At 49.1% G+C, this 23,280-nt stretch carries 17 protein-coding genes and 1 pseudogene; 12 read left to right on the top strand and 6 right to left on the bottom strand.

Annotated features, from left to right (window positions below; translation table 11 throughout):
• The first annotated feature begins 11 nt into the window (after window positions 1-11).
• The 5 genes and pseudogenes from ACTQ53_RS04235 to ACTQ53_RS04215 all read left to right on the top strand — a co-directional run bounded on the left by ACTQ53_RS04235 (window position 12) and on the right by ACTQ53_RS04215 (window position 5,700).
• The gene (locus ACTQ53_RS04235) at window positions 12-872 is read left to right on the top strand and encodes a tRNA threonylcarbamoyladenosine dehydratase (protein ID WP_441932181.1); all 861 of its coding nucleotides are present in this window, start codon (window positions 12-14) and stop codon (window positions 870-872) included.
• A gap of 47 nt (window positions 873-919) precedes the next feature.
• The gene (locus ACTQ53_RS04230) at window positions 920-2,554 is read left to right on the top strand and encodes an ABC-F family ATP-binding cassette domain-containing protein (protein WP_441932180.1); all 1,635 of its coding nucleotides are present in this window, start codon (window positions 920-922) and stop codon (window positions 2,552-2,554) included.
• A gap of 428 nt (window positions 2,555-2,982) precedes the next feature.
• Window positions 2,983-3,582 (top strand): annotated as a pseudogene (locus ACTQ53_RS04225) (DUF3575 domain-containing protein); the annotation flags it as partial.
• Window positions 3,575-4,507, top strand: a complete 933-nt coding sequence (locus ACTQ53_RS04220; protein WP_441932179.1) for a DUF5119 domain-containing protein — start codon at window positions 3,575-3,577, stop codon at window positions 4,505-4,507. The pseudogene ACTQ53_RS04225 and the gene ACTQ53_RS04220, both read left to right, overlap by 8 nt.
• A gap of 77 nt (window positions 4,508-4,584) precedes the next feature.
• Window positions 4,585-5,700, top strand: a complete 1,116-nt coding sequence (locus ACTQ53_RS04215) for a fimbrillin family protein (protein WP_441932178.1) — start codon at window positions 4,585-4,587, stop codon at window positions 5,698-5,700.
• Between the two features lie 545 nt (window positions 5,701-6,245).
• Here ACTQ53_RS04215 and ACTQ53_RS04210 read toward each other — a convergent pair.
• Genes ACTQ53_RS04210 through ACTQ53_RS04190 form a run of 5 tightly spaced genes read right to left on the bottom strand, consistent with a single transcriptional unit; the run spans window position 6,246 to window position 12,999 of the window.
• Complete coding sequence (locus ACTQ53_RS04210) at window positions 6,246-6,860, bottom strand: ABC transporter substrate-binding protein (protein WP_153126133.1); 615 nt, start codon at window positions 6,858-6,860, stop codon at window positions 6,246-6,248.
• Between the two features lie 34 nt (window positions 6,861-6,894).
• Window positions 6,895-7,620: a DUF5932 domain-containing protein gene (locus ACTQ53_RS04205; RefSeq protein WP_153126131.1), complete on the bottom strand. Its 726-nt coding sequence runs from the start codon at window positions 7,618-7,620 to the stop codon at window positions 6,895-6,897.
• A 24-nt stretch (window positions 7,621-7,644) separates the two neighbouring features.
• The gene (locus ACTQ53_RS04200; RefSeq protein WP_441932177.1) at window positions 7,645-11,232 is read right to left on the bottom strand and encodes a DUF5112 domain-containing protein; all 3,588 of its coding nucleotides are present in this window, start codon (window positions 11,230-11,232) and stop codon (window positions 7,645-7,647) included.
• A 45-nt stretch (window positions 11,233-11,277) separates the two neighbouring features.
• Window positions 11,278-11,949 (bottom strand): bifunctional 4-hydroxy-2-oxoglutarate aldolase/2-dehydro-3-deoxy-phosphogluconate aldolase, encoded by a 672-nt coding sequence (locus ACTQ53_RS04195; RefSeq protein ID WP_006846600.1) that lies wholly within the window; start codon window positions 11,947-11,949, stop codon window positions 11,278-11,280.
• Between the two features lie 27 nt (window positions 11,950-11,976).
• Window positions 11,977-12,999, bottom strand: a complete 1,023-nt coding sequence (locus ACTQ53_RS04190) for a sugar kinase (protein WP_294970509.1) — start codon at window positions 12,997-12,999, stop codon at window positions 11,977-11,979.
• A 396-nt stretch (window positions 13,000-13,395) separates the two neighbouring features.
• Between ACTQ53_RS04190 and ACTQ53_RS04185 the strand changes: the two genes are divergently transcribed.
• From ACTQ53_RS04185 to ACTQ53_RS04160, 6 genes are all read left to right on the top strand, one after another.
• Window positions 13,396-14,460 (top strand): LacI family DNA-binding transcriptional regulator, encoded by a 1,065-nt coding sequence (locus ACTQ53_RS04185; RefSeq protein ID WP_441932175.1) that lies wholly within the window; start codon window positions 13,396-13,398, stop codon window positions 14,458-14,460.
• Between the two features lie 71 nt (window positions 14,461-14,531).
• Entirely contained in the window at window positions 14,532-16,028 is a 1,497-nt protein-coding gene (locus ACTQ53_RS04180) for a UxaA family hydrolase (RefSeq protein WP_441932173.1), read from the top strand.
• A gap of 15 nt (window positions 16,029-16,043) precedes the next feature.
• Window positions 16,044-17,354, top strand: a complete 1,311-nt coding sequence (locus tag ACTQ53_RS04175; RefSeq protein ID WP_294970503.1) for a Na+/H+ antiporter NhaC family protein — start codon at window positions 16,044-16,046, stop codon at window positions 17,352-17,354.
• Window positions 17,355-17,385: 31 nt separating this feature from the next.
• Window positions 17,386-18,081, top strand: coding sequence for a hypothetical protein (locus ACTQ53_RS04170; protein WP_295346452.1), 696 nt, complete (start codon window positions 17,386-17,388; stop codon window positions 18,079-18,081).
• A gap of 72 nt (window positions 18,082-18,153) precedes the next feature.
• Window positions 18,154-18,840 carry a glycoside hydrolase family 25 protein gene (locus tag ACTQ53_RS04165; protein ID WP_153126117.1) on the top strand — a complete coding sequence of 229 codons (687 nt, stop codon included), beginning with the start codon at window positions 18,154-18,156 and terminating at the stop codon, window positions 18,838-18,840.
• A 138-nt stretch (window positions 18,841-18,978) separates the two neighbouring features.
• Window positions 18,979-20,256, top strand: coding sequence for a double zinc ribbon domain-containing protein (locus tag ACTQ53_RS04160; protein ID WP_294970497.1), 1,278 nt, complete (start codon window positions 18,979-18,981; stop codon window positions 20,254-20,256).
• A 125-nt stretch (window positions 20,257-20,381) separates the two neighbouring features.
• On the opposite strand, the gene ACTQ53_RS04155 is transcribed toward ACTQ53_RS04160, so the two are convergent.
• Window positions 20,382-21,200 (bottom strand): DnaJ domain-containing protein, encoded by an 819-nt coding sequence (locus tag ACTQ53_RS04155; protein ID WP_217761218.1) that lies wholly within the window; start codon window positions 21,198-21,200, stop codon window positions 20,382-20,384.
• 109 nt (window positions 21,201-21,309) lie between these two features.
• On the opposite strand from ACTQ53_RS04155, the gene ACTQ53_RS04150 reads away from it, so the two are divergent.
• Entirely contained in the window at window positions 21,310-23,073 is a 1,764-nt protein-coding gene (locus ACTQ53_RS04150) for a bifunctional metallophosphatase/5'-nucleotidase (protein ID WP_441932169.1), read from the top strand.
• The last annotated feature ends 207 nt before the right edge of the window (window positions 23,074-23,280 follow it).

Genomic DNA, 23,280 nt, shown 5'->3' with positions numbered 1-23,280 from the left:
AAGACAATTGAATGGGAAATAAAACAACAGCAATGGAGCGGGGAATGCAGCGACGAACGGAACTGCTCCTGGGAAAGGATAATCTTGAGAAATTACAGTCGGCACGAGTGCTCATCTTCGGTATCGGAGGCGTGGGGTCTTGGTGCGCTGAGGGACTGCTGAGAAGCGGCGTGAGGAACATCACCATCGTGGACAGCGACCGCGTCTGCGTGACCAACTGCAACCGCCAGCTGATGGCAACCAGCCGCACCATCGGCGAGGTGAAGGTGGATGCACTGCGCCAGCGCCTGCTGGATATCAACCCTGATGCCAACATCACCGCCTATCAGAAAATATATCAGGCGGAAACAGCCGACGAATTCCACATGGAGGAATACGACTTCATCATCGATGCCATCGACTCGCTGAAGGACAAGGCAGATCTGATTCTCCGTGCCACTTCCCTTCCGAAGGAAATCACCTTCATTTCTTCGATGGGTGCAGCCCTGCGCAGCGACCCGTTCATGGTGAGGAAGGCTGAGTTCTGGAAGGTGGATGGCGATCCGCTGGCAAGGGCCCTGCGCAAGAAATTCAAGAAGAACAAGACGTTTCCCCGTCGCAAGTTCCAATGCGTTTTCAGCGAGGAAAAGCCGATGCAGAACAGGGGCGTGAACAAAGACTGCGGTACGGGCGCCTGCCTATGTCCGAAAGCAAAGCTGCTCAGCGGAGAGCGGGGCACGGATACTGCCGTATATGATGCTCCTGGCGACCAGCGACTCGTGGAACACGAATGGTGCTCAACAAAGGCGCAGATTAACGGTTCGCTCTGCCACATCACCGCCACTTTCGGCATGGCAATCGCAGGAATGGTCATCAATCATATCACCGATTGATGGCTTGCATCAACAGAAGAAATAAACATTAGGACAAGAAAAAAGATATGATTACAGTTGATGGATTGACCGTAGAATTTGGCGGCACCACCCTATTCAAAGACATTTCCTTCCAGATCAATGAGAAGGACCGTATAGCCCTGATGGGAAAGAATGGCGCAGGAAAGAGTACCCTGCTCAAGATCATCGCAGGCGTGAGAACTGCCACACGTGGCTCGGTCTCGGCTCCGAAAGATTGCGTCATCGCCTATCTGCCACAGCATCTCATGACCGAAGACGGACGCACCGTATTCGAGGAAACTTGCCAGGCGTTCGCCCATCTGCGCGAGATGCAGGCGGAAATCGACCGCATCAACAACGAACTCACCACACGTACCGACTACGACAGCGATGACTACATGCAGCTCATCGAAAAGGTATCTTCTCTGTCAGAAAAATTCTATGCCATCGATATGACCCATTTCGAGGAAGACGTGGAGAAGACGCTGCTCGGACTGGGTTTCGAACGCTCCGACTTCAACCGCCCTACCAGCGAGTTCTCCGGTGGATGGCGCATGCGTATAGAACTGGCTAAGCTGCTCCTGAAATCGCCCGACGTACTGCTCCTCGATGAGCCGACCAACCACCTCGACATCGAATCTATCGGATGGCTGGAAGACTTCATCATCAACAGTTCGAAGGCGGTGGTTGTCATCAGCCACGACCGCAAATTCGTTGACGATATCACGACTAGAACCATCGAGGTGACCATGGGCAGAATCTACGACTACAAGGCTACCTACAGCCAGTATCTGGAACTCAGAAAGGAGCGCCGCGAGCAGCAGATGAAGAAATATGAGGAACAGCAGAAGATGATAGCCGAGACCAAGGACTTCATCGAGCGCTTCAAGGGAACCTATTCCAAGACCTTACAGGTACAGAGCCGCGTGAAGATGCTGGAGAAACTGGAACTCATCGAGGTGGATGAGGAGGACACCAGCCGTCTGCGACTCAAGTTCCCGCCTAGTCCACGCAGCGGCAACTATCCGGTGCAGATGAGCGATGTGGCGATGTCGTTCGAAGGCAAGCAGATTTTCAGCGGCGTGAACCTCACCGTGGAGCGAGGCGACAAGATTGCCTTCGTGGGAAGAAACGGAGAGGGTAAGTCTACGCTCGTGAAATGCATCATGGGCCAGCTTCAGAACGAAGGCAGACTGGAGCTGGGACATAATGTCCAGATTGGCTATTTCGCTCAGAATCAGGCATCTCTGCTCGATGGCGAGCTTACGGTATTCCAGACCATCGACGATGTTGCAAAGGGCGAAATCCGCAACAAGATTCGTGATCTGCTCGGTGCCTTCATGTTTGGTGGCGAGGATTCTACCAAGAAGGTGAAGGTGTTGTCGGGTGGCGAGCGCACCCGTCTTGCCATCCTCAAGCTGCTGCTGGAGCCGGTGAACCTGCTGATTCTCGATGAGCCTACCAACCATCTCGACCTGAAGACGAAGGATGTATTGAAGCAGGCGCTTCTGGATTTCGACGGTACACTCATCGTGGTGAGCCACGACCGTGATTTCCTTGATGGTCTTGTCAGCAAGGTCTACGAATTCGGCCACGGCCGCGTCCGTGAGCATCTCTGCGGCATCTACGAGTTCCTGGAATCCAAGAAAATGGAAAGCCTTCAGGAGCTGGAAAAGAAATAATATTCTAGTGGCGTATATGTGGGAATTGATTGAAGTTAAAGAAGTTATCACTCCCTACGGTCGTTCGGGAAGTTAAGAGACAATAGTTATCTGGCGTAAAACTTAGAACATTTGTCCCTTTAACTTCCCTTTAACTTCCCTCTAATTTTGTTCCCAAAAAGGCAACGTTTTTAACAAATAATAACAATCCTACTTTCTTTATAAAATATTAACTATTACAATTTGGAAATATTACAAACTTTTCTTACCTTTGCAGTCGAAAATGAATAAAAACAGTAAAAAATATACAATTCTCAGAATTTATGATGAACAGGATAACCAATTATATTCTCCTCATCACATTCTTAATATATGGCGGCAGAGCGCCAGCACAGAATGTCAAGCATGAGAACGACTCCGTGAAGATGAACAAACCATTCAATATGGATGTACGGACGAACATAATATATGACGCATTACTGATTCCCAACGTAGGAGTGGAATTCGACCTCGGCAAGAGATGGACGGTTGCCGCCAACGCCATGTATGGCTGGTGGAACAACGACCGTAGCCATTGGTACTGGCGAGCCTACGGTGGTGATGTTGCCTTGCGCAAATGGCTGGGAAAGGCAGCCCGAAGGAAAGCCCTCACGGGGCATCATGTCGGGGTGTACGGCCAGATTTTCACCTACGATTTCGAAACCGGTGGAAGGGGCTACATGGGCGGCAAGCCCGGTGGCACGCTCTGGGACAAGATGAACTACGTGGTGGGAGCCGAATATGGCTACTCCCTCCCCATCGCCCGAAGATGGAACATCGATTTCACTATCGGAGCCGGATACTGGGGCGGAATCTACCACGAATATCTCCCACAGGACGGTGAATACGTATGGCAAGCCACGAAGAAACGGCAATGGATAGGCCCTACAAAGGCTGAAATATCCCTCGTATGGCTCCTGGGCAAAGGGAACTGTAATCAGGGAAAATCCAGAAGGAAAAATTCTTTTCTGATGGATTCCACAGACTGGAAAGGAGGTGGCGATGATTAGAAGAATCCTTACATTTTTCATCCTCCTGCTCACCCTTATCCTGACTTCCTGCGAGCATAAGGAACTCAAATTCCCCGAAACCGTCAAGTTCCGCTCCCTCAGAGTGGTGCTGAAATGGGAACAGCTGGCAGACTTCGAGAAGCCGGAAGGAATGCGAGTCATCTTCTTCCCTCTCCAAGGCAAAGGTGATCCCTGGATATTCGACTTCCCGTATGGTGAAGGCCGGACGATAGCGTTGCCAGTCAACGACTATGCCGTGGCGAGCTACAACTATGATGCCGACGGCATTCTGTGGAAGAATACTGACAGTTTCTGGCAGTTTACCGCCTATACCCGCTCCGTTCAGACGCCTGATGGCGAGCATGCCTGCATCACTCCTCCGTGGATGTGCGGCTACTATCTGGAAACGGTTTCGGTCAAGGACAATGGCAAGGAAGACGAGCTGGTCATCACGCTCTATCCCGAGAACAAGGTGAGCCGATACACCTACGAGGTGCATGGCATCCGCCATCTTGAGAGAGTGGCTGATATCAGGGCGAGTCTTTCTGGAATGTCGGGTTCGCTGCTGTTGGCAAACGATGAGTTGCCCGATGATTTTCCATCCGAGCGCCTGCTGTTTGGCGGCGAGGTAAAGGACGGTCAGATCAGGGGCGGCTTCTACACCTTCGGCTATCGCCAGAAGAGCACCGAGCCCCATGTGTTCAAGCTCTACATCAAGAGTCGCACGGGCAAGTTGCATGTTCTGGAGCAGGACGTAACCCAGCAGGTCCGTTCCTTCCCTGTAGAGGGCCATATAGGCAATGTTCATCTGGTATTGAACTTTGATTTCGGCATTCCGGAGGATTCCGGAGGCATCAAGGACGATGCCGGATTTGACGTAGGAGCCGATGACTGGGCAGACGTAAACACGGATATTCAGTGTTAGAAAATATGCGATTCAGAAAGTTTTCAGGTAAAATAAACCAATTATATATTTAATGTTTCAGTAAATTTAATTATCTTATGAACAAAATTTATTTATTAACTGCAGCCTTTGCCGTAATGGCATCGCTGTCAGGATGCTCGGACACCGAGCTCGCAAGCATTGACACCGTTCAGGAAAAGACCCCAATCGGCTTCCATACCGTTGGCAGCCAGATGGGATCTAGAGCAACGATTATTAATTCTGGGGATATCACAAAAACGGACTTCAAGGTATATGCCTTTGATGGTGAAGGCAACGCTTTTATGGGTAATAATGATACTGATAATGATCTTTCCGCTCATAATGGTGTTCACATCAAGTATGACGCTGTGAACCGTGCCTGGACATCTAATGATCCTTCAGACCTTCGATATTGGCCAGATTATTCGCTGGATTTTTATGCTGTAAGTCCAGGAACAGTGTCCAAGGAGAATTCGCAAGATCATTATTTTTGGGAAATCAATAATAATTCACAGACGATTATGTATAATAGTTTTGACGAGTATGGCACATCAAGCACTCATCAAAATCTTGATGTAATGTATGCTGTTGCCAAGGGACAGACAAAAGCTAACGGTAAGGTAAACCTGACTTTCAAGCATATTTTGTCTCAGGTTTTGTTTAAGGCAAAAACCAATGATGACAAATTGGAAGTAGAGATTAACGGAATCAATTTCCACAATGCCCAATTGGCTGGTAGCTTCACTATTCCTGCAGGGGAGCCTCAAAGAACAGACTGGACTCAAATTCCTCCTACAGCTTCCACATTAACGGTTGGAATGGATGGACAAGTAACCGTCAAAAGTACCGGTACTGATGTTTTCACAAAGCCAATGCTATTTGTTCCACAAGTCTTAAGACCTTGGGTACCTTCTGATAAAAACATAGATGCTGCTAACAAAGACAAGCTTACATATCTTGAAATCAGTTGCAGAATCAAGCAGAATAATACATATCTATTCGGCAAAAACGGCTTTGAAACTCTCTATGTACCATTTAGTGCTACTTGGGAGCCAGGCAAGCGTTATGTCTACACCTTGATATTCGGTGGTGGTTATGATAGAGATGGCAAAGCTATTTTGCAGCCAATTAATTTCGAACCATCCGTAGAAACATGGAAAGATGAAAACAAAGATATTAACAGCCAGCAGTAACCATCATTAGGAAAAAACTTCACAAGTAAGCCCAATTATATACAAAAATCCCCTGCAAGAGAACTGCAACAAGCTACCTCTTGCAGGGCTTTTCATATCCCTACCCTTTTTATCCATAGTTTAAAGAAGCTCGTTTTACCCATATTTTAAAGACCCCCGTTTTACCATACGCCCTGAACCAACGGCCATCGGCCGAAGGGAAAGGCGCAGAGCCCGTTTTCCCCATACGCCCTGAAAAGGGCAGAAGCTCCTAGCCCAGGGCATCGCCCTGGGTTTTTTATTGTCGCAAACCTGTCGCCCTGTAAGGGCGCCTTGCTGAAAATGTTATTATACCCAGGGCGCTGCCCTGGGCTAGGAGCTTTTGGGCCTTCAGCCCGTTCTTGAACCACATGAGAAAGTTCTGTATTTTCATATTCCACAGAGATATTATCATATCCCACGGATATATTATTTTATCTCTCAGAAATAATATTATATTCCACGGATATATTAATTTATCTCTCAGAGATATTTTCATATTCCACAGAGATATTAGCCCCGTCCTTTTAGAAATAAAGATAAACCAGGGAACTGTAGAGCTGGACGGAGAGAACGTAGAGGAGATAGAGCGGAGCAAAGACGCGGATGCCGAAATACGACGCCTCATAAGCCTCCGTGAGCGAACGGAAGCGGTTGCTCGCCACACCAAAGGTGAGACTCATCACCATGACCGCAAAACAAATGTACGGAAGGAGACTCTTCGTAAAACTACTGCCCCAGATGCCACCCATCACGTTCAGCAATATAGCATGGGGAACCATCGTGAGACAAACCATCACGAAGACGAACAGCAGAAACTCGAAAAACACCACTCGCATGGCTACCCGCTGGCGATATTCCCTGCCGTTGAAATGAAGCAGACCGCTCCTGTAGAGTGCCCCCAGCGAGATGCAGAGCAGCAGGAGCCAGACCAGCATCGGCTGCATCAGATTCTCCGTAAAGCGTCCGAAGAACCATCGGATGCCCTCGGCATTGAGCAACGTGCGCGGGAAGGTTTCCGGCATCGCAGCCGTCTGCAGCCACGATACCAGCACCAGAACGCACTGGCCAACCAGCAATCCGCTAGCCAGCCATGCCCCCAAACGGGTCAACTTCCGATAAATCGATATCCTATTCCTCATAGTCCTATTCCCCATGACTTATCTCCCTCGTGACCTACTCCTCGTCAGCCACGAGATTATCAATATCCAGGATGCGCAGTTCGCAGGCCCTTACCACCAGTCGGGTGGCATTCACGCTATTGCCGTTGTTGCCGTCAGGAAACAGCTTCTGCACCAGCTCGTTCTGGCGCTTCTCCAGACTCTTCACGCCGAAAGGCATTCCTCGCAGGCCAGTAATCTGCTCCTTGGTGTAGCCCAGGGCAAGATGGCGCAGAAAACGCTCGTCATATTCATCAATCTCGTAATTGATGAGAGCCTCCTGGCGCATCAGCTCGCTGTTCACGCTCTTCTTGAATCGCTCGATAATCTTCTTCAGGATAGGCTGGTTGAAGACCATCTTCTTGCCGCCCATGCAGCTCGCCACATCACCACGGGTGAGCAGTTCACCGCTCTTTAGGATGATTCCGTCGCATCCGGCATCCAGCGCATCCACCCAAAGCTTCTCGTTGAGGATCTCGCCTGTAAAGATGAGCACCTTCACGTCGGGATACTGCTGCTTGGTGCTGCGGCAGATTTCCACGCCAATGGTGGTAGAACCGCCCAATCCCAGATCGAGCAGCACGAGGTCGGGCTTCTGCGCCTTGATAAGTCGCCAGTAAGCCGGTTCGTTTTCGGCAGTTCCAATGATTTCTGCCTCAGGAATGTCTGTCTTGAAGATGCCCTCGGTACCTTTCAGCTCCAGTGGCACATCTTCTACTATAATCACTTTAAAATTCTCCATATCTCTATTCTATTTTTAGTATTTCTATTCAACTCCAGCTTGAGTTTTCTCATGCTGAACTTCTGTTATTTCTAATTCAACCTTATGTTTCCATCTTTCCTTCAAGCCCTCGAAGTCGATTCTCTTAACGACCGCTACAGGCAGGACAGCCGTGATGATAGCACTGCCGTCAGATCCGGCAGTGGAACTGAGACCGCAGCCGCGCAAGTTGGTAATATCACCTACCTCTCTGGCTATCTGTCTTGCCACGAGATAATTGACATCCACGGTAGTTGAAGAAAAGAAATCGGTAATCTGGCGGGAAACGTAAGCCGACTCATGCTGCTTCACATACACCTCGGTATAAGGATTTCCGTCCGTAGTCTCGATTCTGATGTCGCACTTCTTCGTATTGGCTATCAGGATTTCGAAAAGAAGCTCCAGCAGGTGGTAATCCAGCCTTACCATACCCTTCGCCTGCTCCATAGCCTGCGTACTCAGCATGGTATATACCGATTTGTAATACTCTATCAGCTCGCGTAGCGATTCCACATCATCGGGATTGGTTTCGATGAGCTGTCGGATGCGCGACGGATAATACATCGTTTCGTGTTTCAGGGCAGAGAGACAGTTGTCGAGCACCTGATTGGCAACATACAGCTTGTCGCCCTCGTATTCCGTTCGATGGATTTCATCTTCCAGCAGTTCCAGTCTGCTGTAGTCCTTCCGGACATCTGCAATGCCGTCGTTCAGCGCTTTCTCGATGCGCACCACCACCTCGTTGAGCTGTTCGCTGTTGGCTCTACGGCTGGTTTTCTCATCCCATATCTCGCTGATTCGCTGCAGCTTTTCCTTGTCAGAGCTGCTGCTGAGCAGAATCTGGTTGATGGTATTCACCTTGTCTACGGCGAAGCGATAGCGCAGGATGTGGCGATAATACAGCAGATAGTAAGCCAGCGGCAGCTGCAGCAGGAGGAGTATCAGGAGAACCACCGCCACATTCTTGGAGTTCTTGGAAACCTCCATCGTGCGCACGTATTCATCGAGCGTATTGTCGGCGCTCATCTCCCTGAAGAGCTGGGTGTAGACCTTGTTGTTGCTGGCATACAGGTCCCACTGGTGGAGCGCCAGGGCAGCCACAGCACTCTCGTTGCGGATATCGAGAATCACGTTGTAGTCGGTTGGCAGACTGTCTCTGAGCCACTGCAGTTCGGCTATGGCTCCCGACTTGGGATACTTCACCATCAGGAAGGTTCCCTTAGGTCGGAGCGAGAGATAATGGCGGTTGAGATACTCTCTTGCTGAATCGGCGAAGGCAAGCGTGCGCTCGTAATGACCGTTGACATTGCTGAAATAGGCGCTGTCGGCATACTGGTCGGCTCGCTGCAGATTGAGCGGCTTCTGAACGGCTGTACGCTTGTGCTGATGATGAGAGCCATGAGATTTCTGCATCTTTGCCCAGGCGCTGCCTGAAGGAAGACATGAGAACAGGGCTATCAGCAACGACAGCAGGAGCATACGACCCGCAGGAAGGCGGAAGGCAAAACGGCTCCCCTTGCCCACCTTGCTTTGTACAGAAATATCGCACTTGTCAAACATGCGGCTCGTCTTCTTGTATTTCTCGATGATTCCCTTGCAGTTGATCAGTCCGAAACCATGTCCGCCGGTATAGGCGCGGTCGAAGACATGAGCCAGCTGTTCCTCGTCCATACCCCTTCCGTTGTCCGTGATGGAAATCTCCACATACTTATCCTCTGCCTTGACCTGAGCCTCGACGACCACCTCGCCACCGGCAGGAGTAAACTTCCTGGCGTTGTCGGCTATCGTATTGATCATGAAGAGCGTCAGGGCACGGTCGGCTTTCAAAACAGCATCCGTCGGCTTCACCACGAGCCTGATGCCCTTCATCTGGAAGCTCGTCTTTCCCTTCTCCACAATGTCGAAGAGCTGTTGCAGGGAGAAGCTCTCAATGCGGAGATTCAGCATTCCCTGCTTCATCTGAATCCAGCGTGTCAGGGTACTGTTATAATCTTCAATGACATCTACCAATTCCAATATATACTGGTAGCGCTGTTTTCTTACCTCCTCAGTTTCACCACCCTTGCAGAGTCGGGTCACCTCGTTCAGCATACGGTTTATATACGAAAGATTTGAGTTGGCAAACTCCACTTTGGTGCGCTGCTCCACGTTGCGTTCCTTGTTGGCAGATACTCTCATCGTCAATTCCATACGGCGTTCTGTTTCCTCTTCAAACTTCTCAAGGAATTCTTTATGTTTCTGAGCATTAAGTTCCATTCGTTCATGCAGAGGTTTAAGCAGTTCTTCCGTGGATTCCTCCTTGGCTTTCTTGCGCTTCATATAGTCGAAGACATAGAGCAGGATGACGGCAATGACAATCATGGCTATCACGGCGATGATCATGACATTGAGAATCGTGGCGATATCGTCGAGCTGGGCTGCACGGGCTTCGAGCTGGCGGTCCTGTCGGGAAGACTCCTGCAGGTCGAGATAGGCGTTGCGGTTGTAGTCGCTCTTCACCTTGTCGTCGAGTGCGGAATAAGCCAGGCTCATCTGCTCGCGGATGGAAGCCACGAGGTCGGGCGCCTGGAAGATAGCCTTGTTGTCATAGAGCGCATGGTTCAGACAGTCGAGCGACGACTGGTAATCCCTGATTTGCCAATAGCACTCGGCAAGGGTACGATGGGCTCCTGCCGTCTGATAAACATCGCCATAGCTGCTGAAGAGATTGAGCGCCCGCTGGGCAAAGTTGCCGGCAAGCAGGTTGGCTGGCATCTGCTCGATGTTGAGATACTGGAAGGCAGGCAGGTTGTTCCTGATGAGGAACTCCCGGTTGTCTTCATCCTGGATATGTTCGCTGATAGCTTGAAGGGCATTCGCCTGCCAGTAAGGATAAGGATTAGGACCGCTCGCCAGCATGTAGCATCTGATGAGCATATCGAATTCTGCCTGCAGAATCTCGTGCTGAGTACCGTGGGTAATCGCTCCACCCGAACCGTAATTGTAGAGATAGTTCAGATACTGGGCTGTGTCCTGCTCCAAGGCGTCAGGGTCTATCTGGTTCAGGGCTTGCATCATCGGCTTCTCCAACTGTACATAATAGAAATAGGTGGAAGCCACAACCGCAAACTCTGACTGGGCATAGACCGCACGCTGATATTCACGAGGAGGAAGGTTATCAGTCTCCTCGCCTATTCGGCGCAGTCGGCGCATCGCTTTCTCACGATAGGCGTAGAAATCCTTGTTGCGGGCTTCCCGCTGACAGAGTCGCATATTCTGGACGTCGGCAATAAGGAGTTCTATCTGGTTGTCGCTGCGTTCTTCCACCTGGTTGAGCCACTGTTTGGCAAGCTTGTAATCCATCTTGGCTATAGCCACGAAGGCAAGGTTGTTGCAAGCCTCTGCATAACCGGTAGGATAATCGCCGGAAAGAGCTAAGGCTCTCTTTGCCAGCACTTTGGTAGAGTCGAGGTTGCGATAGTGAAGAGCATAGGATTGGCTGTTCAACTTATCCACCTCATACTGATGGGCAGGCGAACAAGCTGAAAAGAAAAGCGCCGCCACCACCACAAGGTTGATGACGACGCTATAAAGATGACATTTCTTTTTATGCATAAGCATAAAAACCAAACAACTTTTATTTAAAAACGATTTTCAAAATTAAGCGCGAGCCTTGGCAATATAGCCAAGAGCTTCCTGGCACTTAGCTGTGATAGCAGCCCAGTCGCCAGCAGCAACAGTCTCCTTAGGGAAGAGCTTAGAGCCCATACCTACACAGAGAACGCCAGCCTTGATCCAAGGAGTAAGATTCTCCTCTGTTGGCTCTACGGCACCTGTTACCATGATGTTGCTCCAACGCAATGGTGCCATCACATTCTTGACGAATGAAGGACCACCTACGTTACCTGCAGGGAATACCTTGGTCACATCGCAACCTGCTGCCTGAGCATTGTTGATTTCTGTAACAGAACCACAACCTGGTGAATATGGTACCAGGCGACGGTTGCAGACTGGTGCAATGTCAGGGTTGAAGTTAGGACCTACGATGAAGTTGGCACCCAACTGGAGATAGAGAGAAGCTGTACCAGCGTCAACCACTGTACCAGCACCCAAGATCATCTCAGGGCAAGCCTTGTCAGCCCACTTTACCAACTCACCGAAAATCTCGTGAGCGAAGTCACCTCGGTTAGTAAACTCGAAAACGCGAACGCCACCCTCATAGCAAGCCTTGATTACGTTCTTGCATATTTCAACGTCCTTATTGAAGAATACAGGAACCATACCAGTCTCTTTCATGGCTGCCATGACCTGCATTTTGCTAAACTTTGCCATTTTTATTTTAATGTTAAGTGTTAAATGTTATCGCTGAACGCGACCATTAGCGTTACCGCCAGCAAGACTCTCTACCTCATCAGCAGAAACGAGGTTGAAGTCGCCAGGGATAGTGTGCTTCAATGCAGAAGCAGCTACTGCGAACTCCAATGCCTCTGCCTGAGTCTCCTTGGTCAGGAGACCGTGGATCAGACCACCAGAGAAAGAGTCACCACCACCTACGCGGTCGATGATAGGGTTGATATCATAGTGCTTGCTCTGGTAAAAGTCCTTGCCGTCATAGATAAGAGCCTTCCAGCCGTTGTGTGTAGCAGAGAGAGACTCACGGAGAGTAGAAACAACATACTTGAATCCGAACTCCTTCATCATACCCTGGAAGATGCCGTAGTAACCCTCAGCATCTGTCTTGCCGCCCTCTACGTCAGCATCTGGCTTGAAGCCCAGGCAGAGCTGAGCATCTTCCTCATTACCGATGCAAACGTCAACGTACTTCATCAAAGGACGCATCACAGAGATAGCCTTCTCTGAAGTCCACAGCTTCTTGCGGAAGTTGAGGTCAACAGAAACAGTTACGCCATGACGCTTAGCAGCCTCACAAGCCAACTTGGTCAACTCAGCAGCCTTGTCGCTGATAGCAGGAGTAATACCGCTCCAGTGGAACCACTGGGCACCCTCCATGATCTTATCGAAATCGAAATCTGCAGCATCAGCCTCTGCGATAGCGCTGTGAGCACGGTCGTAGATAACCTTTGATGGGCGCATAGAAGCACCAGTCTCAGCATAGTAAAGACCAACACGGTCGCCACCACGAGCAATGAAATCAGTGTTTACACCATAGCGACGGAGAGCATTCAGGGCAATCTGACCAATCTCGTGCTTTGGCAGCTTAGATACGAAGTAAGCCTCGTGACCATAGTTAGCCAAGCTGACAGCTACGTTAGCTTCACCACCGCCAGGGATGATGCGGAATGAATCACTCTGAATGAAGCGCTCGTTGCCTTCTGGTGACAAACGAAGCATAATTTCACCTAATGTTACAATTTTTGCCATTGTTGATAGTTTTAATTTATTGTTTTTATGTTTGTTTGTAATTGACAATTCTAGGAACTCATCATTACATGATCTTGACAATGTTTTAAGTCACCGTCTCATATCGTTGGCAAAAATAACCATAATTTCCCAAATAACGAAATAAAAAAGGATTTTTTTTCGTTTTTACCCGTATTTTTCCTTTTTTCAATACTTTTTTTTGGTTTTTGTGCAAAAAAACAGCTGTGTATTCGCACAATTCATTTTTTTATTGTATATTTGTGCCCGAAAGTATGAACTGTGGTCGCACACACATGCTTTGGTTCAATAATCAATTGATGGAAATGCACAGCCGGCACATATTACTATATAATAATGTTCGCGAGAAGCTTTCCTCAAAAATAAATACTTAAAACAATGGCCGAAAAAATCAGAATCAAGGATATTGCTGAAAGAGCTGGCGTATCCGTCGGAACGGTTGACCGAGTTCTCCATGAGCGCCCCAACGTATCCAAGACTGCCCGTGAAAAGGTGGAGAAGGCGCTGAAGGAGATGAATTACCAACCCAACATGTACGCCAGTGCATTGGCGTACAACAAATCGTACACCTTCTATCTGCTCCTCCCTAAGCACGAATCGGAAGCTTACTGGGAAGAGATAGAGGAAGGTGCAAAGAAGTGTGAAGAGGTGCGCCGCGATTTCCATATCGACGTAGAAATCAGATTTTACGAGCGCTCCAATGAGGATTCGTTCCGTGATATGTCGAAAGAGATTCTGGAAGCACAGCCTGAGGGCGTCATCGTGGTTCCGTCTTCGCTCGCCGTAACACGGGAGTTGACCGAACAGCTGCATCATAAAAGCATCCCCTTCATCCTCCTCGACTCATACATGCCCGACCTGCGTCCGCTCTCATTCTTCGGTCAGGATTCGTTCTGCTCTGGCTTCTTCTCAGCCAAGGTGCTGATGATGATTGCCAGTGGCGAAAAGGAAATCATGCTGATGAGACAGACCAAGGACGGAAAGGTGGTCAGCAAGCAGCAGGACAACCGAGAGGTAGGTTTCCGCCACTACATGCACGATCACTTCCCACAGGTGGAAATCAAGGTACTCGACCTGCCGCTCAACGGAACCCGAAACGAATACGTGAAGATGTTGGAGAGATATTTTGCCGAGCATCCGGATACGCATCACTGCATCACCATGACATCGAAGGCACATATCGTGGGCGACTTCCTCCTGAAAACCAACCGCCGTAATGTTCAGATCATGGGCTATGACATGGTGGAGAAGAATGCCCACTGTCTGCGCGAGGGAAGCATCTCGTTCCTCATCGCACAGCACGCCTACATGCAGGGTTACTACTGTGTAGACACCCTCTTCCGGGCAATCGTGCTGAAGAAGAAGGTGGCCACCGTGAACTACATGCCTATCGAGCTGCTGATGAAGGAGAACGTAGACTTTTATCGCAGAACGCAAATCTAAAATGATTCTGATTGAAGGAAATAAGTATTTGAATATATACATAATTATAAATATATAAAAACAACTACAGAATGAAACTATCAAGCTTTATCAAGATTAACCCTGCCGACTCGGTAGTGGTTTGCTTGCGCCCAATGAAGAAGGGCGAAGAGATTGAGGTAGATGGTAAGACCATCACCCTGTTGCAGGATACTCCTGCTGGACATAAGGTGCTCATCGACGATGCTGCCGAAGGAAAGGACATCATCAAGTATGGTTATCCAATCGGCCACGCCAAGAAGGACCTGAAGCAGGGCGAATGGGTGAACGAGAATAATCTCAAGACCAATCTTGCCGGAACTCTGGAGTACACCTACAACCCAGTAGACGAGCAGTTGAGCATCGCACAGGAGTACCGCACCTTCAAGGGATTCGTTCGCAAGAACGGCGAAGTAGGTGTAAGAAACGAGATTTGGGTGGTCCCTACTGTGGGCTGCGTGAACGGAATCGCAGAGAAGCTTGTTGAACTCCTGAAGAAGGAGACCAACTGCGAGGGAATCGACGCCATCCACGCATGGCACCATAACTATGGCTGTTCTCAGCTTTCAGGCGACCATGAGAACACCCGTAAGGTGTTGCGAGACATCTGCCTTCATCCAAATGCTGGCGCTGTGCTCGTACTCTCTCTCGGCTGTGAGAACAATCAGGCTGACGCTTTCATGGAGATGCTTGGCGACTACGATAAGGACCGCATCAAACTTCTTGTAACACAAAAGGTTGAAGGCGATGAGCTGGAGGAAGGCATGAAGCTGCTCCGTGACCTCTATCAGAAGGCTAAGGAAGACAAGCGCGAGGACGTGCCGGTAAGCAAGCTCCGCGTAGGTTTGAAGTGTGGCGGTTCTGACGGCTTCAGCGGAATCACAGCCAATCCATTGGTAGGTGAATTCTCTGACTGGCTGGTTGCTCAGGGCGGAACATCTATCCTCACCGAGGTGCCTGAGATGTTTGGTGCAGAGACCATCCTGATGAACCGTTGTGAAAACAAGGAACTCTTCGACAAGACTGTTCACCTCATCAACGACTTCAAGGAGTACTTCCTCAGCCACGGTGAACCAGTTGGCGAGAATCCTTCTCCAGGCAATAAGGCTGGTGGAATCTCTACCCTCGAAGACAAGGCGCTGGGCTGTACACAGAAGTGCGGCCGTGCTCCGGTCAGCGGCGTATTGCAGTATGGTGATCGTCTGGAGACTACCGGTCTCAACCTCCTTTCAGCTCCAGGCAATGACCTCGTAGCAGCCACAGCACTGGCTTCTGCAGGTTGCCAGCTCGTACTCTTCACCACCGGTCGTGGAACGCCATTCGGCACCTTCGTACCAACCATGAAGATTTCTACCAACAGCAATCTGGCAAAGAACAAGCCAAACTGGATTGACTTCAATGCTGGTGAACTGGTAGAGGGTACTGAGATGAAGGATCTTGTACGTAAGTTTATCGATAAGATTATCGCCGTAGCCAATGGCGAGGAAGCCCGCAATGAGAAGAACGGCTACAGCGAAATCTCCATTTTCAAGAATGGAGTAACATTGTAACATTAAATATAAAACATGAGTAATAAAAAAGGTTTGCTGGCGCTATCGCCGTTATTTCTGCTGATTGTCCTCATCGCAGTTTTCACCGTCTATTCTACGGATGCGACTCACAAGGACACCAGCTTGTCGCTCACCGTGGCATTCATGATATCCAGTATCTATGCCGTGGCGATTTCGGGTGGAATGCCCATCAAGAAGCGAGTAGATACCTACAGTAAAGGTGCTGGTGCCAACAACCTGATGCTCATGTTGTGGATATACGTACTGGCAGGTGCGTTCGCAGCATCGGCAAAGGCGATGGGGGCTGTAGACGCCACCGTGAACCTGGCGCTGAGCGTTCTGCCTGCCAGCATGATTCTTCCAGGACTCTTCCTGGCGGCTTGCTTCATCTCCGTCTCCATCGGTACCAGCGTAGGAACGGTGGTGGCGCTGGTTCCTATTGCAGCCGGACTGGCTAGTTCCATGCACGGCAATGTGGGTATGATGACCGCCATCATCGTGGGTGGCGCCTATTTTGGCGACAACCTTTCGTTCATCTCTGATACGACGGTGGTGGCAACCCAAACGCAAGGTTGCCGGATGAGCGATAAGTTCAGGGTGAATTCGCTCATCGTGGGTCCTGCAGCCCTCATCATCCTCGGCGTCTATGCCGTGATGGGAATCGGTCTTCAGGCTCCAACCGACATTGCAGACGTGGAATACGTCAAGGTATTACCTTATATATTAGTACTCGTCTGCGCCATAGCCGGCATGAACGTGATGGCTGTTCTGGCAATGGGCACGATACTCTGTGGCTTCATCGGCGTGGCAAGCTACTATCTCGGTTCTCCCCTCTCCTACGACTTGTTTGGCTGGTTCTCGGCAATGGGCAATGGAATCACGGGCATGGGCGAGCTGGTGATTATCGCCATGATGGCAGGTGGAATGCTGGAAATCATCCGGGAAAACGGAGGAATCAACTATATCATCGACAAGATTACCGCCCGTGTTCACGGCAAGCGTGGAGCCGAACTCTCCATTGCTGCGCTCGTATCGCTGGTGAATATCTGCACAGCCAACAACACGGTGGCAATCCTGACTGTAGGAAATATCGCAAAGAAGATAGGTGATAAGTTTGGCGTAGACAACCGCAAGGCAGCCAGTATCCTCGACACCTTCTCGTGTATGGTGCAGGGAATGATTCCTTACGGAGTTCAGATGCTTCTGGCAGCCGGTCTGGCAGGAATCAGTCCGATGGACATTCTGCCCTATCTCTACTATCCGGTAGCCATCGGTATTGCCGCATTCCTCGCAATCATCTTCCGCTATCCGAAGCGATATTATTAAACAGAAAAATATCATTTAAAAATCAGGCGATATGAACTTTTTACAGAGAAACCTTTTCATCAAGCTGCGTTCCGAGAATTTCGGAACCGATGAAGAACTGGAACCAATGACAACCTTCAAGATGCAGAAGATTGCCCAGATGATGAAGAACCTCAGCGACATTCCAGAGGGAGAAGTTCGCATGAACAACAGTTTTCTGAATCGCCGTCTTACCAAGATACAAGATGACGAACGCCATGCTATCGACACCTCGATAGAAACCGTCTACCTGCTGCGCATCATCGTGGGCAATGTGAACAGCATCCTGAAGAGCGGAATCAATCTGAAGGGAATCATCCAGCTGGGCAACTACCTGCGCACGAAAGGCGACAAGGTAGACTTCGTGAAACTGGAGAAATGGCTTACCAAACTTCGCATCCAGCGCATCGCACAGCTGGAAGGAAGCGTGCTCATCACCTTCTTTGACTTTGAACAGGACGAAATCCCGTTTGTTCGCCACGTAGAGCCTGGCGCATACAAGCATACGCTGCGCTCGCTCTATTACAACATTACGGAGCATCAGGACATCCAGTTTGAACAGAACAATGCCGGCTTCGTACATACTACTGGAGGCACCATGCGCAAGAATCTGCGCCGAAGCATGCGCTTCCTGCAGTATGCTCCGATAGAGACTATGAGCAATTTCATGAACAACTTCTTCCGTTCACTTTCGGAAATCGAAGAATAGTGAAATATAAATTTATATAAAAAACGAACACGTCTGATGCATATATCGGACGTTTTTCGTATCTTTGCAGTTATGAAAAGAAGTATCATAACAATAATTACCATTATTTTTACCCTTGGGCTTCATGCTCAAGTGCAATGTGAAGATACCTGCAGTCATGTACATGGTATTGACCTCAGCCATTACCAAGGGAATGTCTTTTGGGAAACTGTAGGTGATAATTCCAAGATGGCTTATGTCTATCTGAAAGCTACTGAAGGCGGAACCAACGTAGACGCCAAGTATAAGAAGAACATTGACCTGGCTCACCGGTACGGGCTCAAGGTAGGATCCTACCACTTCTACCGCGCCAGGATTCCGCAGCAGACGCAGCTGGAGAATTTCATGGCACAATGCCGACCTGGGGATCAGGACCTGCTGCCGATGATAGACGTGGAGACCAAGAGCGGACTGAAAACTGAAGAGTTCTGCGACTCGCTGTTCAAGTTCCTGCATCTGGTAGAAAAAGCCTACAGACAGAAGCCGCTCATCTATACTGGAGCCAACTTCTACGACCATTATCTGCTGGGCAAGCTGGACAGCTACAAGCTCATGATTGCCCAATACTCCAAGCGGGAACCCGTATTGGCAGACGGCAGAGACTTCGAGATGTGGCAGTATACAGGTAAAGGCAGACTGAACGGAATCAATGGTTATGTTGACAAAAGCCGCTTCATGGGAAGGCATAGACTGAGAGAAATCAGATTCAGACATCGATGACTTTGAACTTCGTTACTTTGAACTTGGAGCTTTGAACTTTATGATTAGCTTCAGGGGGTAAAAGTGTGGGCTTGAGGTTAGAAAATCAATGATATCTGGAAATTAAAATATGTAAATCAATAAACTTTAAATAAAACTATGGCAATTATAAAATGTCCAGAATGTGGACGCCAAATTAGCGATAAAGCACCAACATGTCCAAGCTGCGGTGTAGAGATTGCGGGCAAAATCACCAAATGCCCTAACTGCGGAGAGGTATATTTCAATTATCTTGAAATGTGTCCTAACTGCCAGACTCCCAATCCGACATTGGTAGGTGGCAGAGGCGGATTCTCTCCTGCTCCTTCTGCACCGGTGCAGCCTGCACAGCCAGTGGAACCGGTTGCTCCAGTTCAGCAGCCAGCAAGACAAACCATGCAGCAGCCAGCAAGACCGGCAAATCCGGGAATGCCTGCAACTCCTCCACCTCCACCAGTACGCCCAACGGCAGCTAACGGAAACGGAGGCGAGCAGAATCCGGCAAACAAGGAACCAGAAAAGAAGAAGGGAACCAGAAGCATTCTGATCATCTCGCTCATCTTCTCTGTTCTCGTCTGCGGAATCCTGTATTACTTCTATGACAATGCCAACAAGAACAAGGAGAAGGAAGCTTACGAATACGCCATGCAGAGTACTGACCCGATGGTTCTGCAGAGTTATCTGGACACCTACAAGGACGCAGACGAAGCCCACCGCGATTCGATTACAGCCCATCTTGACCGTTTGAAGCAGACGGATCAGGACTGGACCAATGCCGTGGTAAGCGGTTCTAAAGATGCGCTGCAGGCTTATCTGGAGAAATATCCGAACAGCATTCATAAGCAGGAAGCCATCAACAAGATTGATTCCATCGACTGGAATGTGGCTAAGAATGCGGATACGGCTGATGCTTATCAGACCTACCTGGATGACCACAGAGACGGTTCGCACATCGAAGAGGCTGAGAATGCCCTGAAGAAAGTGAAGGGGCGTGACCTGCAGCCGGAAGAGAAAGAATTTATCTCTAGTCTCTATCGCCAGTTCTTCCAGAGCATCAACGCTCATGATGGTGATGGGTTGCTCGCCAACTGCGAAGACATTCTCTCTTCACTGCTGGGCAAGAATTCTGCACCGAAATCGGATGTCGTTACCTTTATGGACAAGCTCTATAAGGAGGATGTTGCCAACATGAACTGGCACATCAACAATGATTATCAGATCAAGAAACGTGAGATTGGCGACAGCGAATATGAATATCAGGTAGTGTTCACCGCCAAGCAGGTGGTTGACAAGACTGACGGTTCCAAGCACGAACAGTTGTTCAAGATTTCGAGCACCGTTTCTCCTGACCTGAAGATTTCATCATTCAATATGTCGAAGGTAACTCCTGCTCAATAAAAAATATGGGAAAATAAAATATGGGAAAATAAAAACGCCCTGTAAGAACAAAAGCATTCAAGTTTCAATGACTTATTTTAAAGCTTTTGCCCTTACAGGGTGATTTTGTTTATTGCATCTGACTTCTACTTTGCGTCCTTCATCTGGCGAAGCAACTCTTTCTGTCTGTCATTCAAGCCGGTTGGCAACTTCACATTATAGGTGATCATCAGATCACCGAAGGTTCCATCGCCACGGTCGTAACCCTTGCCACGAACACGAACCTTCGTTCCGTTCTGAGTCTCAGGCTTGATCTTCAACTTAATCTTCGAACCGTTGCTCAGCGTGATGATTCCTTCACCACCCAGCAAGGCAGTATACATGTCGATGTTCACGTTCATGTTCATTTCGCCATTGTTGGTTCGAGCACCTTGCTGACCGCCGCAGCCGCCGTTGCAACCGCCAGTACCGAAGTCAGCACCTGCGCCATAACCGGCATTGGCTCCACCGAAACCGCCAAAGCCACCAAAGCCGCCAGTTCCAGCGCCGCCTCCGAAGCCGCCGAAACCAGCACCGCCCTGGCTGCTGCGGGAACGGCCGCCGCCAAAGAGATTTTCGAAGAAGCTGGAGAATCCACCTCCGCCACTTCCGAAACTGCTGAAGTCGAAGCCCTCAAACGGATTGCCGCCAGCGCCACCGGCACTGCCGCCACCAAATCCACCACCACCGAAGCCACCGGCGTTCTTCCAGTTCTCGCCAAACTGATCGTATTTGGCACGTTTATCTGGATCTGACAACACCTCATACGCCTCGTTCAAAGCCTGGAACTTAGCCTTAGCCTTCGGGTCGTTAGGGTGCAAGTCAGGATGAAACTGCTTAGCTCTCTTACGATAGGCTGCTCGAACATCCTTCTGAGGAATGTTCTTGTCAACACCAAGAATTTTGTAATAATCTACGAATGCCATATTCTTATACCTCCTATTTTTAATTATTTTTTGAATTATCCAACAAAAAGTATGCCGTAATTGCCAACTTTTTTGTACTTTTGCAGAGTAATAATAACTTTTTAGTAATATGAAACTAGTATTTGCAGCGCTCTTGCTGGCGCTTACCATCAACTCACCCGCTATGGCACAGCAACGTACCGTAAAACTGAGAGTGATCGAAACGAGTGACGTCCACGGTTCCTTCTTCCCTTACGATTTCATCAACCGGAAGCCAAAGGCAGGTACTCTGGCTAGAGTTTCTTCCTACGTCAACGACCTTCGAAAGACGTATAAGGACAATGTTATTCTCCTGGAGAATGGCGACATTCTCCAGGGACAGCCCACCTGCTACTATTATAATTATGTGAACACCCAGGCTCGCAACGTGGCTTCGGATGTGGTCAACTATATGAAGTATGATGCGCAGGCGTTCGGTAACCATGATGTTGAGACCGGTCATCCTGTTTACGACAAATGGATCAAGGAGTTGAACTGCCCTGTTTTGGGAGCCAACATCATCGACACCAAGACTGGAGAGCCTTACGTCAAGCCTTACATCATCCTGAACCGCGAGGGTGTGAAGGTTGCCGTGCTCGGCTTGCTGACTCCAGCCATTCCTAACTGGCTGACAGAGAATCTCTGGAGCGGTCTCCATTTCGAGAACATGGTGACCAGTGCCCGGAAATGGATGAAGCACATCCTGGAGAACGAGAAGCCGGACGTGGTAATCGGCGTCTTCCATAGTGGTAAGGACGGTGGAATCGTTACCCCTGAATATGAAGAGGATGCTTCGCTCAGAGTTGCAAAGGATGTGCCAGGTTTCGACCTAGTACTCTTTGGTCATGACCACACTCGATGCAACGAGACTGTTACCAATGTGGAAGGCAAGCCTGTTATTTGTCTCGACCCTGCCAATAACGCCCTCTCCGTAGCTGATGCAGAGATTACTCTGACCCTCAACAAGAAGAAGGTGAACGGTAAGAAGCAATATGTAGTGACTGACAAGAAAGTGGTAGGAAACCTTGCCGATGTGACAAAATGTCCTATCGACGAGGAATTCATGAAGGCTTTCGAGCCTCAGATTGCAGAAATCAACCAATATGTGGGCAAGCAGATTGGTACTTTCAAGAACACCATCCACAGCCGTGAATCGTTCTTCGGAAGCTGCGCCTTCAATGATTTCATCCTCAACCTGCAGCTCGAAATGACCAAGGCTGACATTTCCTTCAACGCTCCGCTCCAATTCAATTCCACCATCAACGCTGGTCCTGTCTACGTGAGCGATATGTTCAACCTCTATAAATATGAGAATCAGCTCTACGTGATGCGCCTCACCGGTGAAGAGATTCGCAAGCATCTGGAGATGAGTTATGACCTTTGGGTGAACACCATGAAGAGTCCTGATGATCATCTGCTTCTGCTCGACACCCAGACCAAGGGCGATCAGCAGCGCCTGGGCTTCAAGAATCTCTCCTTCAACTTTGACAGTGCTGCAGGAATCGACTATGAGGTGGATGTTACGAAGCCAGACGGAGAGAAGGTGAAGATTCTGCGCATGAGCAACGGTCAGCCTTTCGATGAGAAGAAATGGTACAATGTAGCCGTAAATAGCTATCGTGGCAATGGTGGCGGAGAGCTTCTCACTCGTGGCGCCGGAATTCCAAAGGACAGTCTGGACAGTCGAATCATCTACCGCAGCAAGCGCGACCAGCGCTACTACCTGATGGAAGCTATCGAAAAGATGGGCACTATCGAGGCTAAAGCCAACAACAACTGGAAGTTCGTACCGGAAGCATGGACCAAGCCTGCTGCCCAGCGCGACTATGAATTGCTGTTCGGCAAGGAAAAATAACTGAGTCCACTTTAAAAAGTAGTTTTTGGTTCTTTTTTCTATAACCCCATTTGATTATCAGATGGTTACTTTTGGAGGAATTATCAAAAATGACTTTTTAAAATGTTTATATTTCACGAAAATAATCTCTGCTTTATGCTGTTATCTGGAATATTTTTCGTATCTTTACACCATCAATTAAAAGAATGACTATGTTTAAAAAGACAG

The organism is Prevotella sp. Sow4_E9_plate, assembly GCF_052116205.1.
Lineage (GTDB): Bacteria > Bacteroidota > Bacteroidia > Bacteroidales > Bacteroidaceae > Prevotella.
Note: the sequence above shows the minus strand (reverse complement) of the source record. Positions and strands in the feature narration are given on the sequence as shown.

What these genes read in the sequence shown, in the direction of transcription:
- ACTQ53_RS04205 (WP_153126131.1), bottom strand. Translation starts at nt 7,620, where the DNA reads ATGGAGAATTTTAAAGTGATTATAGTAGAAGATGTGCCACTGGAGCTG.
- ACTQ53_RS04165 (WP_153126117.1), top strand. Translation starts at nt 18,154, where the DNA reads ATGAAAAGAAGTATCATAACAATAATTACCATTATTTTTACCCTTGGG.
- ACTQ53_RS04230 (WP_441932180.1), top strand. Translation starts at nt 920, where the DNA reads ATGATTACAGTTGATGGATTGACCGTAGAATTTGGCGGCACCACCCTA.
- ACTQ53_RS04150 (WP_441932169.1), top strand. Translation starts at nt 21,310, where the DNA reads ATGAAACTAGTATTTGCAGCGCTCTTGCTGGCGCTTACCATCAACTCA.
- ACTQ53_RS04180 (WP_441932173.1), top strand. Translation starts at nt 14,532, where the DNA reads ATGAAACTATCAAGCTTTATCAAGATTAACCCTGCCGACTCGGTAGTG.
- ACTQ53_RS04185 (WP_441932175.1), top strand. Translation starts at nt 13,396, where the DNA reads ATGGCCGAAAAAATCAGAATCAAGGATATTGCTGAAAGAGCTGGCGTA.
- ACTQ53_RS04160 (WP_294970497.1), top strand. Translation starts at nt 18,979, where the DNA reads ATGGCAATTATAAAATGTCCAGAATGTGGACGCCAAATTAGCGATAAA.
- ACTQ53_RS04155 (WP_217761218.1), bottom strand. Translation starts at nt 21,200, where the DNA reads ATGGCATTCGTAGATTATTACAAAATTCTTGGTGTTGACAAGAACATT.
- ACTQ53_RS04175 (WP_294970503.1), top strand. Translation starts at nt 16,044, where the DNA reads ATGAGTAATAAAAAAGGTTTGCTGGCGCTATCGCCGTTATTTCTGCTG.
- ACTQ53_RS04215 (WP_441932178.1), top strand. Translation starts at nt 4,585, where the DNA reads ATGAACAAAATTTATTTATTAACTGCAGCCTTTGCCGTAATGGCATCG.
- ACTQ53_RS04220 (WP_441932179.1), top strand. Translation starts at nt 3,575, where the DNA reads ATGATTAGAAGAATCCTTACATTTTTCATCCTCCTGCTCACCCTTATC.
- ACTQ53_RS04235 (WP_441932181.1), top strand. Translation starts at nt 12, where the DNA reads ATGGGAAATAAAACAACAGCAATGGAGCGGGGAATGCAGCGACGAACG.
- ACTQ53_RS04170 (WP_295346452.1), top strand. Translation starts at nt 17,386, where the DNA reads ATGAACTTTTTACAGAGAAACCTTTTCATCAAGCTGCGTTCCGAGAAT.
- ACTQ53_RS04200 (WP_441932177.1), bottom strand. Translation starts at nt 11,232, where the DNA reads ATGCATAAAAAGAAATGTCATCTTTATAGCGTCGTCATCAACCTTGTG.
- ACTQ53_RS04210 (WP_153126133.1), bottom strand. Translation starts at nt 6,860, where the DNA reads ATGAGGAATAGGATATCGATTTATCGGAAGTTGACCCGTTTGGGGGCA.
- ACTQ53_RS04195 (WP_006846600.1), bottom strand. Translation starts at nt 11,949, where the DNA reads ATGGCAAAGTTTAGCAAAATGCAGGTCATGGCAGCCATGAAAGAGACT.
- ACTQ53_RS04190 (WP_294970509.1), bottom strand. Translation starts at nt 12,999, where the DNA reads ATGGCAAAAATTGTAACATTAGGTGAAATTATGCTTCGTTTGTCACCA.